This is a genomic window from Arthrobacter sp. QXT-31, from assembly GCF_001969265.1.
GTDB lineage: Bacteria > Actinomycetota > Actinomycetes > Actinomycetales > Micrococcaceae > Arthrobacter.
Map to the genome: position 1 here is coordinate 2,401,071 of NZ_CP019304.1, position 12,248 is coordinate 2,413,318.

The 12,248-nt window shown below is 68.5% G+C and carries 12 protein-coding genes; 6 read left to right on the plus strand and 6 right to left on the minus strand.

The window, feature by feature from the left end:
- Positions 1-2 precede the first annotated feature (2 nt).
- Entirely contained in the window at positions 3-944 is a 942-nt protein-coding gene (locus tag BWQ92_RS10875; RefSeq protein ID WP_076799523.1) for a LysM peptidoglycan-binding domain-containing protein, read from the plus strand.
- Positions 945-1,203: 259 nt separating this feature from the next.
- Positions 1,204-2,172, plus strand: coding sequence for an IS481 family transposase (locus BWQ92_RS10880; RefSeq protein WP_076799524.1), 969 nt, complete (start codon positions 1,204-1,206; stop codon positions 2,170-2,172).
- On the opposite strand, the gene BWQ92_RS10885 is transcribed toward BWQ92_RS10880, so the two are convergent.
- On the minus strand, positions 2,169-3,074 hold the full coding sequence (locus BWQ92_RS10885) for an ArgP/LysG family DNA-binding transcriptional regulator (protein WP_076799525.1): 906 nt from the start codon (positions 3,072-3,074) through the stop codon (positions 2,169-2,171). The genes BWQ92_RS10880 and BWQ92_RS10885 overlap by 4 nt on opposite strands.
- Positions 3,075-3,144: 70 nt before the next feature.
- Between BWQ92_RS10885 and BWQ92_RS10890 the strand changes: the two genes are divergently transcribed.
- Positions 3,145-3,750 (plus strand): LysE/ArgO family amino acid transporter, encoded by a 606-nt coding sequence (locus BWQ92_RS10890; RefSeq protein ID WP_076799526.1) that lies wholly within the window; start codon positions 3,145-3,147, stop codon positions 3,748-3,750.
- Positions 3,751-3,821: 71 nt separating this feature from the next.
- Here BWQ92_RS10890 and pdxR read toward each other — a convergent pair whose 3' ends face one another.
- Positions 3,822-5,231 carry a MocR-like pyridoxine biosynthesis transcription factor PdxR gene (gene pdxR, locus BWQ92_RS10895; RefSeq protein WP_172804356.1) on the minus strand — a complete coding sequence of 470 codons (1,410 nt, stop codon included), beginning with the start codon at positions 5,229-5,231 and terminating at the stop codon, positions 3,822-3,824.
- A 102-nt stretch (positions 5,232-5,333) separates the two neighbouring features.
- Here pdxR and BWQ92_RS10900 point away from each other — a divergent pair, with 102 nt between their 5' ends.
- The 3 genes from BWQ92_RS10900 (at position 5,334) to BWQ92_RS10910 (ending at position 8,529) form a co-directional block, all read left to right on the plus strand.
- Positions 5,334-6,212, plus strand: a complete 879-nt coding sequence (locus BWQ92_RS10900) for a dihydrodipicolinate synthase family protein (protein WP_076799528.1) — start codon at positions 5,334-5,336, stop codon at positions 6,210-6,212.
- A 32-nt stretch (positions 6,213-6,244) separates the two neighbouring features.
- The gene (locus BWQ92_RS10905) at positions 6,245-7,480 is read left to right on the plus strand and encodes an MFS transporter (RefSeq protein WP_236783175.1); all 1,236 of its coding nucleotides are present in this window, start codon (positions 6,245-6,247) and stop codon (positions 7,478-7,480) included.
- Positions 7,481-7,611: 131 nt separating this feature from the next.
- Complete coding sequence (locus tag BWQ92_RS10910; RefSeq protein ID WP_076799530.1) at positions 7,612-8,529, plus strand: diacylglycerol/lipid kinase family protein; 918 nt, start codon at positions 7,612-7,614, stop codon at positions 8,527-8,529.
- 39 nt (positions 8,530-8,568) lie between these two features.
- On the opposite strand, the gene BWQ92_RS10915 is transcribed toward BWQ92_RS10910, so the two are convergent.
- The 4 genes from BWQ92_RS10915 to BWQ92_RS10930 are packed head-to-tail and all read right to left on the minus strand — an operon-like array spanning position 8,569 to position 12,234.
- The gene (locus BWQ92_RS10915) at positions 8,569-9,297 is read right to left on the minus strand and encodes a maleate cis-trans isomerase family protein (protein WP_076799531.1); all 729 of its coding nucleotides are present in this window, start codon (positions 9,295-9,297) and stop codon (positions 8,569-8,571) included.
- A 9-nt stretch (positions 9,298-9,306) separates the two neighbouring features.
- On the minus strand, positions 9,307-10,728 hold the full coding sequence (locus tag BWQ92_RS10920) for an amidohydrolase family protein (protein ID WP_076799532.1): 1,422 nt from the start codon (positions 10,726-10,728) through the stop codon (positions 9,307-9,309).
- Positions 10,729-10,759: 31 nt separating this feature from the next.
- Positions 10,760-11,554 carry an aspartate/glutamate racemase family protein gene (locus BWQ92_RS10925; protein WP_076799533.1) on the minus strand — a complete coding sequence of 265 codons (795 nt, stop codon included), beginning with the start codon at positions 11,552-11,554 and terminating at the stop codon, positions 10,760-10,762.
- A complete protein-coding gene (locus BWQ92_RS10930; protein ID WP_076799534.1) occupies positions 11,551-12,234 on the minus strand; it encodes a GntR family transcriptional regulator in 684 nt (227 codons plus the stop codon). The genes BWQ92_RS10925 and BWQ92_RS10930 overlap by 4 nt, the downstream gene beginning before the upstream one ends.
- Positions 12,235-12,248: the final 14 nt, after the last annotated feature.

Below are 12,248 nucleotides of genomic sequence, written 5' to 3' on the forward strand. Positions count from 1 at the left end.
CCATGTCACGTAAGTCATTCGCGCGCCATCGCGCCACCCCCACGACGTCCATCGCTCTGCAGGGGCTGTCGTATTCCCTCAAGTCCAACGCCGCGACGGTTGCCAAGCCCGCCGCCGCAGCCGCCGTCGCTTCCGGTCTCCTGTTCGGTGCCGGCGCGCCCGCCCACGCTGGTGCCTACGCGCCCGACGCGTCTGGTACTGCCGCTACGCAAGCCGCCACAGGTGCCGCCGGTGCGGTCCAGTCCGCTGCCGGCCAGGCGCTGGCTGCGCCCGCCACGCCTGCAGCCCCCGCCCCGGCAACCGGCGGTTCTGCTGTTGCCGGCGCATCCCACACCGTGGTGGCCGGCGACACCCTCGGTGACATCGCGGCACGCCACGGGGTCAGCCTGGATGCACTCCTCGCGGAGAACGGCCTGTCTCTGGCATCAATCATTTACCCCGGTGACCAGATCCTGATCCCGGGACCGGGCGCTGCTGCAGCACCTGCCGTGCCCGAGGTTCCCGTGGCCCCTGCTGTCCCTGAGGCTCCTGCCCCGGCGGCTCCCGCACCTGCGGCAACCGAGCCCTCCGGCATGGGCATCTACACCGCCTCCGCATCCATAACGCCGGCGGCCGCGCCCCAGACGGCCAGCGGTGTGGGCGCAGCGATCGTGGCTTCCGCCCAGTCGCAGCTCGGTGCCACCCAGGACTGCACCATCCTGGTGGAGCAGGCGCTCCGTTCCATCGGCAAGTCCGTCGGTGACCTCGCGCCCACGCAGTTCTACCAGTACGGCACTCCGGTCTCCTCCCCGCAGCCCGGCGACCTGATGATCAGTGGTGGCCACGTCGGCGTCTACATCGGCGACGGCCAGGCAATCAGCAGCGGCATGAACGGTGTCAACGAAACCATCGTGCACCCGGCCTCCTGGCTCACCGGCTCCACCTACGTGCGGGTGAACGCCTAACAGCGCGGATGTCCGCCCGGCCGGGCGGCAACCGGATACGGCAGCGGCGGATGCTTTGGCATCCGCCGCTGCTGCGTTTAACGGTCGTCGCCGCAGGCTCTGACGGGCGGCCGGGCGGTGCGGTCAGGCTGGCTGACGGGGCTAACTAGCTGTATTGACCACGGACGTTAGTGACGCTCGGCGTGGTTCGGTGACATGAAGAAGACCTCCGGGTGGAGTGGGGCTTGTCTAGAGTCCAATTCCACGCACGGAGGTCTTCATGTCCCACCCTAACGCTCTTCTGACGCCCCGTGGCCGGCTGCAGCTCGCGCAGTGTGTCGTTGACCAATGTTGGAGTCTGCGCCGGGCCGCGGAACGGTTCCAGGTCTCGGTCCCGACCGCTGCGCGCTGGGCTGAGCGCTACCGCGAGCATGGACCGGAAGCAATGGAGGACCGCTCCAGCCGCCCGCACTCTTCGCCTCGGCGGACTGCCACGCGTACCGAGCGGCGGATCATCGCCCTCCGTGTGAACCGCCGGTGGGGCCCTGCCAGGATCGGTTATCTGCTGGGCATCCACCCCTCCACCGTCCATCGTGTGCTGTCCCGCTACCGGCTCGCGAAACTGGCCTGGCTCGATCGCGGCACCGGCAGGGTGATCCGCCGCTACGAACACGACAAGCCCGGGGACCTGGTCCACGTCGACATCAAAAAGCTCGGCCGTATCCCCAATGGCGGCGGACACCGGGTCCTGGGCAGGACCGCCGGGTGGAAGAACAAGACCGGCACCACGGCCAACCGCCGGCCCGGCTATCACTACCTCCACAACGCCGTCGATGACCACTCACGTCTTGCCTACAGCGAGATCCTCACCGACGAGAAAAAGGAAACAGCAGCAGCCTTCTGGTCCCGGGCCAATGCCTGGTTCAACGCCCACGGAATCACCGTCCAGCGCGTCCTGACCGATAACGGGAACTGCTACCGGTCCCGCGCTTTCGCTGAAGCCCTGGGCCCGGACATCAAGCACAAACGCACCCGCCCCTACCGGCCACAAACCAACGGCAAGGTCGAACGCTTCAACCGGACCATGCTCGAGGAATGGGCCTACATCCGCCCGTACCGCTCAGAGGCCGAGCGTGTCGCCGCTTTCCCCGACTGGCTCCATGCCTACAATCACCACCGAGCCCACACCGCCCTCAAAGGTCAGACACCGGTCAGCCGCGTCACCAACCTCTCAGGTCAATACAACTAGCCGCCGTGCGGCGGCAGCGCCTGTGCGGCGCGAACGACGGCGCCCGTCACCTCTGTGAGGCCCGGCGAGTCCAGCGTCCACACCTGCCAGTAGAGCCGGAGGTCCTCGCTCCACGAAGGGTCAAGCTCCACGAGTTCGTTCTCCGGGTCCTGCTGGTCGGGCACCATGCCCCATCCCAGGCCCGCGTGCACCGATTCGACGTACTGGACCGAATCGGGAATGAAGTGCTGCGGGGGCGTGGCGTCCGGGGCGACGCGCGCGAGGACGGCGAGCTGGTGGGTGTCCTTCCGGTCGTACTGCATGACCGGGGCCGCGGCGAGGGCCTCCGGTGTGGGTCCGTCGGGAAACCAGCGGGCCACAAACTCACGTGATGCCTTCGCCCGGTACACCATGATGCCCAGCGGGCGGATAGTGCATCCCTGCACCGGCCGGGGATCCGCGGTAATCGCTGCGACGGCGTCCCCGGACCGCAGGAGATCGGCCGTGGCATGCTCATCGTCGCGAAGCAGCTCAAGGGCCACCCGCCCGCCAAGCGCAATCTCCCGGTAAGCGGCCGGCAGCCACGTTGCGATCGAGTCGGCATTGGCCACGACCGGAACCCGCAGCCGTCCGGCACCGGGCAGTCCGCCACCGTCCGCCTCCGCAGGCGCGGAACCGCGGAGGGCAAGGACCGCCTCGTCGGCGAGGAGCAGGAGCTGGCGGGCCGAGCGGAGGAGCTGCTCGCCGGCCGGCGTTGGCCGGACCGGCTTGAGGCGGCGCACCAGGACGCTTCCCACCGAGCGTTCCAGGGCTTTGATGCGCTGGCTCACCGCTGAGGGCGTGAGGCGAAGTTCGCTTGCCGCGGCATCGAAGGTTTCGTGGTCGACCACGGCGGCCAAGGCCCTGAGCTGATCGAGTTCCATGAAGAGATTCTAATGGAACTGCAGAAAAAATGAATTGTGTTTAAGATTCTCGAGCCGTACCGTCGAAGGCATGATCCCCTTCCTGACCGGTTTCGGCGCCGGCCTCAGCCTCATCGTCGCCATCGGAGCCCAGAACGCGTTCGTCCTGCGGCAGGGCCTCAAGCGTGAAGGCGTGCTGCCCGTCGTCCTCATGTGTCTCGTGAGCGATGCTGTCCTGATCTTTGCCGGCGTCGGCGGGATTGGTGCGCTCATCCAGAGCGCCCCGGTCCTGCTCACTGTGGTGCGCTGGCTCGGCGTCGCGTTCCTTCTTTCCTATGCGGTCTTCGCTGCCCGGCGGGCCCTGCGGCCCGGGGCGCTGAAGGCTGCAGATGCTCCAGGCAAGGGGACTGTCTGGTCGGCGGTGCTTACCGCCGCCGCCATCACCTGGCTCAACCCGCACGTGTACCTCGACACGCTCGTACTGCTGGGCTCACTGGCCAACACACACGGCGATCCCGGCAAATGGCTCTTCGGCGCGGGCGCTGCCACGGGCAGCGCACTGTGGTTTCCGCTGATCGGCTACGGGGCGCGCGGCCTCAGCAGCTTCTTCGCGCGGCCCGCTTCGTGGCGCATCCTCGACGGCGGTGTCGCCCTGCTCATGCTCACCCTGGCCTTCTTCGTCGCCACGGGGCACTGACACTTTCAGCACGTGCTCCCGGCGGCAAGTGCCCCGGGCCGTTTTGCCAGGCCGGGCGGCCGGCGGCCGCGTTAAGCGGCGCTCTCCGCCATTCGGTCGAGGATGCCGGTGATGACGTCCAGTGCGGCGGCCAGCTGCAGGTCGGTCGGGGCGCCGTACCCGATGACCAGGCCGTTTTCCGGCGTCCGTCCGAAAAAGTAGCTTCCAAGCGGAACGACCCGGACCCCGAGTGCCAGTGCTTCCTCGGCCAGACGCGCGGCAGGAATGTCCGGCTGGAGCCGGATGACCGCGTGCAGGCCGCCGTCGAGGGCTGCCAATTGCAGGTCTTCCCGTCCTCCGAGCCGGTCGAGCAGGAGTGCGCGGCGATGGGAGTACTGGCGCCGTGCCCGGGCGATGTGGCGCGCGAGGCCGCCGCCGGTGATGTAGTTGGCCAAGGCCGACTGCAGTACCCCGGGAACGGGTGACCCGAGGTCACGCCGGGTGTTTTTTAGGCGCTGCCCGGAGGTGCCGCGCACCACCAGGTAGCCGCACCGTAGCCAGGGGCTCAGCGACTTTGAGAAGGTGCCCACCAGGACGACTTCAGCCGAGGACGGCAACGAGGCGAGGGCGGGCAGGGGCATCCGCCGGTGCCGGAATTCACTGTCGTAGTCGTCCTCGAGGATGAGCGCCCCGTTGGCCTCAGCCCACGCCAGCAGCGCCAGCCGTTCCTGCACCGGCATCCGGCCGCCTAAGGGGTACTGGTGGCTGGGTGTCACCAGGATGGCGTCAGGGCGGGGATCAACGGACGCAAGCTGTGCCGCCTGCGGCCCGTCGACGGCAACCGGCAGGGTTTCCACTGCGGCGCCGGCCGCGGAAAGCACCCGCCGGGCCGTGGGATAGCCCGGGTCCTCCATCAGAACGCGGGGCCGGTCCGCCTGGGCACGGAGTGTTGCGACCGCCAGATGCAGGGCGTCACTGGTGCCCGCTGTGATGATGATGTCGTCGGCACTTACCGTAAGTCCGCGGGACGCGGCGAGGTGATCGGCCACGGCCGTGCGAAGGGCCGGAGTGCCCAGGGCATCCGGTAGCTCAACCTCCACCGGCTCGGCAACGGCCTGCCGCCAGGCGGCCCGCCAGTCGCGGTCCTGGAAGGGGGTGCCCGACGGTCGCCCCGGCGTGAGGTCGATGGCAGCAGTCTGTTCCGTGCCGGATCCTGCTTGCAGGCTTTCCGGGACCATGCCCCGGCCGTCCGAACGGACCGCCACGCGGGTGCCCCCGGAGCCGCGGCTTTCCAGGTACCCCTCGCCGGCCAGTTGCTCGTAGGCGCGGACCACCACCCCACGGGAGACACCCAGTCCGGCGGCAAGGCGCCGCGACGCCGGAAGCGAGTGCTCCGGCCTGAGGGTTCCTTCCAGGATGGCCTCCCGCAGCCGGGCGACCAGTTGGGCGGCAAGCGGAACGCGGCTCTGCTGGTCGAGAACCAGCGGCAGTTCAGCTTCGATCTTGGTCCTCCTAAGTTATCGATTCTTGGATCTATGCTAGGACCAATCCGGCTGTGAGCATGAAGGCTGAACCAACGCTGAACTGAAAAAGAGGACCAGTCCGTGTTTACCGGCCTTTATGCATTTCCCCTCACTCCGCTGGTCGGAGAGATCGTCGACGAAGCCGCCTTTGCGCGTCTCGTCTCGCGCTGCGCAGACGCCGGGGTGGATTCCATCGGCGTGCTGGGGTCGACGGGCATCTACACCTACCTGCTTCGCGAGGAACGCCGCAAGGTTGTGGAGGCAGCCGTTGAGGCTGCCCAGGGGATTCCGGTGGTGGCCGGCGTCGGCGCCATGCGGACCCGTGACGTGCTTGCGTGCGTCGAAGATGCCCAGGCTGCCGGCGCCTCGGGCCTGTTGCTGGCGCCGGTGTCGTATCAGCGGCTGACCGAAGAAGAGGTCTACCGTCTCTATTGCGAGGTCTCGTCCGCGTCCGATCTGCCGGTGGCCGTCTACGACAATCCGGCCACCACGGGGTTCACCTTCACCGATGAACTCCACGGCCGCATCGCCGAACTGCCCGGCATCGCCTCAATCAAGTTCCCGCCCCCGGCACCGGGCCAGGCTGCTGCCCGGATCGCCCGGCTCAGGGCGGTGGTTCCCGGCGGCGTCACACTCGGCATCAGCGGAGACTGGGCGGCAGCGGAGGCAATGCTCGCCGGGTGCGACGTCTGGTATTCCGTCATCGCCGGCCTGTTTCCGCAAACGGCCAAAGTCATTGTCGATTCCGCTGTGGCTGATCCCGCGCTTGAGGCCTCTGCCGCGCTGGAGCCCGTATGGGCGCTCTTCCGCACCTACGGGAGCCTGCGCGTCACTGCCACCATGGCCGAAGTGCTCGGCCTGGTCGAGGCGCCGTGCCTGCCCCGGCCGTTGCAAAGCCTCGACGCCGGAGGCCGCTCCAAGGTGGAGGAGGCCCTGCGCCTCTCGGGCCTCGGCTCCTGAGGACGTGCGGCATGGGTAGTTTGGATCGCAGCATGGCGGAAAAACAAGGACAGGATGCGCGGGGGCAACAAACAGAGCAGGGCCCGACCCCGGCCGGTGGCGGACTGGCCCGCTACGTGGCGGCGGCGGCGGTGGCGCGGACAGCGGATGGCGGAGCGGTCGTAGCGATTGTCCTCATGGTCACAACAGCCGGCGGGCCGGGTTGGCTCGCGGGCCTGCTCGGCGCCTGCATCACCGGGCCCCACTTGCTGGGCCCGCTGGTGGCACGGAGCCTGGACTCCTGCCGCGACGGACGCGTCCTGATCGCGTGGGCGTGCATCGTCCATGGCGCCACCTTGGCGGCTGCCGTGCTGCTGTACCCGGTGGCATGGCCGGTCACCGGCATCCTGCTGGTGGTTTCGGGGCTCGTCGGGCCGCTGTTGACCGGGGGCATCAGCAGCCGGCTTCCTGCGATCGCCGGGCAGGACCGGATCGGCCAGCGCCGCGCCCAGGGCTGGGACGTGGCCACCTACGGCATCGGCGGAACCATCGGTCCGAGCATCGTGGCCGCTGTCTCGGCATGGGCCGGCGCCACTGTGGCCGCACTCATTCTTTCTGCGGCCACACTGGTTGCGGCCGGCGTCGTGCGGTTGCTGCCCTACGCCCCTCCCGCCGCGGCGTCAGCCGACATTCCCGGCCCGTTCCGGACGCTCCGGATCATGGTTTCCTCCGGCCGGCTCCGAAGAATGCTGTACCTGACCGTGACGGTGGCGTTCTCAGTCGCTGCGCTGCCCATCACAGCCGTCGCCTCCGCCGCCATGTTCCAGGTCCAGCCGGCCGCCGCCGGTGTCCTGACGGCCGCTTACGGGCTGGGCGGACTGGCTGGCTCGGCGGCCGTGATGCTCCGGCCGCTGCGCGGTGATGCCGACCGGCTGGTCACCCGGCTCGCTGTGCTGGTAGCCGCGGCGCTCGCCGTGGCCGCACTGTCGGTGTCCTTTGTGCCGGCCGTTGCCGCCTATGCGGTCGCCGGGCTTCTGAACTCATACTTCTTCGCCGCCACACTGGCCGCCCGCAGCGAGTTTGCTCCGCCGCACGTCCGCGGGCAGGTCTTCGTCTGGGTTGGTGCCCTAAAGATCGCCGCCGGGTCCGCAGGCACGGTGGCGGCCGGCGCGGTCATGAGCCCGGAGCCCCGGCTTCCGCTGTTCCTGGTCTCCGCCTTCATTCTGGCCGTGGCCGCTGCCTCGGTCCTGGACCGCCGGAGCGCCGAATGGCCGGAGGCCGCGCCCTGAGCCACTTATTGCGGGCAGAGGGCATGAGGAACTTGCGGCCGGATTGGCGGGTTCGTCCCCAGAACCGGGGAACGCGGCTACGATGTGAGTTCCAAGGGCTTTCGGGCCCTCCGCCGCAGCTGAAGGACGCCATGACAGCCCAGAACGCTTCCTCGCCGCCACGGGCCGCCGTGGTGGTCAACCCCGCCAAGGCTGTTGGCGCCGACCTCAAAGCCTCGCTGTACCGGCTGTGCGAAACACAGGGCTGGGCCGAGCCAATGTGGCTGGAGACCACACCGGAGGACCCGGGCGTCGGGCAGGCGAGGGAGGCACTCGAGGCGGGGGTCGACGTCGTTATGGCCGCGGGCGGCGACGGCACCGTCCGGTGCGTGGCAGAGGCGCTGGCCGGAACGGACACACCCATCGGGCTGGTGCCGCTGGGGACCGGCAACCTGCTGGCCCGCAACATGGGGGTGGACATCACCGACCCCATTTCCGCCGCCTACGACGTCCTGAACGGCACCGAACGGACGGTGGACGTCGCCAGGACCACCTTTGACGGGTCCGACGGCGAGAACGTGTTCCTGGTGATGGCCGGCGTCGGCTATGACGCAGCGATCATGGCCGATACTGTCGACGCCCTGAAGGACCGGATGGGCTGGCTCGCCTACGTTGAAGCGGGGATCCGCAAACTGCCCGGCAAGCCGGTCAGGGCCACGGTCCGCGTGGAAGGCAAGCACCCGGTCAAACGGCGGATCCGCAGCGTGATGGCCGGAAACTGCGGCCGGATCATGGGCGGCATCGAGATTTTCCCGGAAGCCAAGATCGACGACGGCGTGCTGGACCTGCTGGTCCTGGCCCCCAAGGGGCACTTTGGCTGGCTCGGCGTTGCGGCCGGCATCTTCGGCCGCCGGAAGAACCAGAAGGAATCTGCAGAGTATTTCCAGGGCAAGAAGGTTGAAGTGACGTTGGAACAGGCGGAGGAGTTCCAGCTTGACGGCGACCACGTAGGCACCGTCAAACACCTCACCATCTGGGTGGACCCGGGGGCTCTGAAAGTCCGGATGTAGTGCGCTGCTGGCGGCTCCCAAGCCGCCAGCAGCGCAGGGTCAGTCCGCGAGCAGCCGGCCCCACTTTGGCGCGAGCAAGGGGGACCCGGCGAGTTTGAGGCAGTGCCAGAGCGTGACGGCCACGGAGTCGAGCACCGGAACACCCGTGCCCGCTTCGATCTCCGCCGCGATGTTGGCGCCGTACAGGTTGGTGCAGAGGTAGATCAGCGCGTCGGGGGCGTCAGCCGCAAGCTCCAGGGAGCCCGGACGCATCTCGTCGTCGGTGACCCGGCCGAAGGACTCGTTGTCGCTCAGGCCCAGGCAGCGGTGGCTCACGGTCTTGATGCCGTCCCGCTCGTAGGAGCCGATGATGGCGTGGTTGACGTCCTCCGTGTACGGCGTGAACAGGCCGATCCGCTCCGTGCCGAACGTGCGGAACGCCTCCAGGTACGCCAGCGTGGACGTCGTGGCGGGAATGCCGGTGGCGTCGGTGATCTCGTGGACCAGGTCGCGGTCATGCCCGGATCCCAGCCACGAGCCGGAGGTGCCGTTCCACGCGATTACGTCCACGTCCGCCGTCGCCAGCAGCCGGGTGGCCTCGCGCATGACGGCCGGGTCGAACTGCCTGTCCGATGAGTCGTCCAGCGCGATCCGGGTGACCGGGATCCGGGTGAAATGGATGGTGACATCGGTGCGGTCGCCCAGGATCCGGTAGCTCTGCGGCTCCAGGCACGTGTTGGAGGACGGCACGATCATGCCGATCCGGGTGTTGCGTTTGACGGCGGTCATGGCGTGCTCCTAGAGGGTGGCGGGGGACAGATCAGCAATGGCGGCGTGGTGTTCCCGGAAGCCGTTCCGGGCCACGAAGCGGCCCACGGCCCCCGGATCATGGAAGCCCTCCCGGTCCAGCACCACCCGGCCTGCGGAAACCACGACGGCGGGCCACCCCGCCAGTGTGCGGCCGTCGAACGGCGAGAAGTCGGTGCCCATGTGCAGCGCGCCGCCGTCCACGGTCCGCTGCTCGGCGGGATCGAAGAGCACGAGGTCCGCGTCGAAGCCCTCGGCGACGGCGCCCTTCCCCGGCAGGGCGTTGATGCGCGCCGGGCCGGCGGAGAAGACCTCCACGAACTCCTCGACAGTGCTGCCGGCATCAGCCATGGCCGTGAACGTGACGGGCATGCGGGTCTCCACGCCGGGCAGCCCGTGCGGCATGGCGCGGACGTCATCGGTGCGTTCCCGCTTCTGCGTCAGGTCATAGCAGGAATGGTCCGAGGACACGGTGTGGATGGCGCCGGCCGCGAGCCGCTCCTTGAGCGCGGCAACGGTTTCCGGGCTGCGCATGGGCGGGCAGCAGGCGTACCACTCCGGGAAGGCCGAGCCGTAGACGGTGTCATCGAGCGTGAGGTAGTGCGGGCAGGTTTCCGAGTAGGCCTCCTGGCCGAGGGACCGCGCTTCGGTGACCAGGTCCACTGCCCCCGGCGTGGACTGGTGGACGAAGTACACGGGAGCCTTGGTGTACGCGGCCATGGCCAGGGTTTCCTTCACGGAGATTTCCTCGGCCAGTTCGGGACGGGTCCTGTGCAGGTGCTCGATGCCGATCCGGCCGTCGTCGGCGTGCTGTGCGGTGCAGTCGCTGATGATGGGATCGTGCTCGGCGTGGATGTAGGTGAGCCCATCCAGCCGGACCATTTCACGCATTACCTTCAGGATCGTGTCACCGTCGGCCATGGTGGTGCCGCGGTTGGTGGTGTACATCTTCACGGAGCGGACGCCCTCGGCGGCGAGCTGTTCGAGCTGCCACGGCACGGTCTCGTCCCAGCTGATGACGGAGCCGTGAAGCGCCACGTCGCAGCGGGACTCTTGAGCCAGTTCCTTCTTGTTGAGCACTGCCGCAAGCGGGGTTTCGCGGGCGTCGCGGGGGATGCCAAAGTCGATGATCGTGGTGGTGCCGCCCCAGAGGGCAGCGGTTGAGGTGGTTCGGTAATCGTCCAGGGTGCGGAACCGGCCGGTCACCTGGGCCACGTGGCAGTGTCCGTCCACGCCGCCGGGGATCACCAGCAGGCCGCCGGCATCGATGGTGCGCAGCGCCTCGGGTGCGGGTTCTGTGGCGTCAACGAGCTGGCTGATGCGGCCGCCGGTCATCACCACGTGGGCCTGCCGGCGGCCAAAGCTGTTGACCACGGTGCCGTTGGCGATGACGAGTTCGGGGATGCGGGACATCGTTGTCCTCCTGACTGGGAAGCTGATGGGTTTAGTTGGTGGGGGCCGCGGCGTTTGCCGCCGTCTGGGCGGCGGTGAGGGCGGCGTCGAGATGTTCTGACAGGCCCTTGCGGGCCTTGACGGGCGGCGGGACGAAGGCGCCGGCCCGGTGCAGGCCGGACTGGAGTTCGACGATGGCCTCGGCCATCTTGATGCCGGCGGAAATGCCGTCCACCACGGGAACCGGGATCTGGCCGCGGAGTTCGCGGGCCAGTCCCGCCAGGGGCGCGCCGGCGAGGATGACGACGTCGGCCCCGTCCTCGCTGACCGCCTGGCGGCTGAGTGCCAGGAGGGTTTCCTTGAAATCCTGCTGCACGGAGCCGATGCCGTTCAGGCTTTCGTTGATGGAGCGGATGGAGGCCAGCCGCCCGCGGAGGCCGAAGTGCTCCACACAGTCCCGGTACCACGGGCGGATCCGGTCGGAGATGGCAATGATGGAGAAGCGCTGCCCCTGCAGTGCGGCGGCGCAGAGGGCGGCCTCGGTGATGCCGATGACCGGCACATCTGTAAGTTCCTTCAGGGCGGGCATCCCCGGGTCGCCGAAGGCGGCCACCACGATCCCGTCGATCCGGTCTTCCGGGGAAGGGTCCGCGGTGTGTTGGGCGATGATCTCGGCGACGGCGCCCGCCGCGATGAGCGACTCAAAGCGCGTTTCGATGTATTCCACCCCGTGGCCGGCGGTGCGGACCACAAGGCTGGTGCCGGGGGACGCGGAGCGCCGGGCCTCGGACTCGATCAGCGCGGTGACGTCCTCGCTGATGTTCGGGTTGATGACGAGAAGCTTCATTTTTTCTTCCGGTGCAGGGCTGGTTCCGTTTTCTGGAAGTCCTCGGGGAACTGTTCGCGGTACTTGCCGATGTGTGAGGCCGACTGGGCGGCGGCGCGGTCGGGGTCGCCGCTGGCGATGGCCTCGTACAGGTCCCGGTGTTCCTGGATCAGTTCCGGCAGGTCGCTCACGTGGCGGAACAGCCAGTGCATGCGCCCCTGCAGTGGTTCCAGCGCGGATTTGAGAAAGTTGTTGTCGGCGATGCCGGTGATCGCGTCGTGGAATTCGCTGTTGGCACGGTGTGCCTCAATGACGGCGCCCTTGGCCAGGCAGCGGGCGGCCTCGTCCAGCAGCCCTTTCAGGTGCCCGAGGTCCTCAGTCGTGGCACGGGTGGCGGCGAGCCGGCAGGCCAGCACCTCCAGGGACTGCCGGACGTCGAAGAGGTCCTCGACATCCTTGGCGCTGAGGGTGCTGACTTCGGCACCCCGTGCCCCGCGGTCGCTGATGAGCCCTTCCTGGCGCAGCATCCTCAGCGCTTCCCGGACGGGAAGGCGGGAGACGTTGAATTCGGCCGCGAGGTCCCGTTCCACCAGCCGGGTGCCGGGAACGTAATGCCCCTCGAAGATCCTGGTGCGGAGCGTGTCCCGGACAGCCTCGCGGAGGGGGCGTTCCTTGTCCTGGGTGTCTTCTGCGGTAAGCATGGTGCTCCATTCGG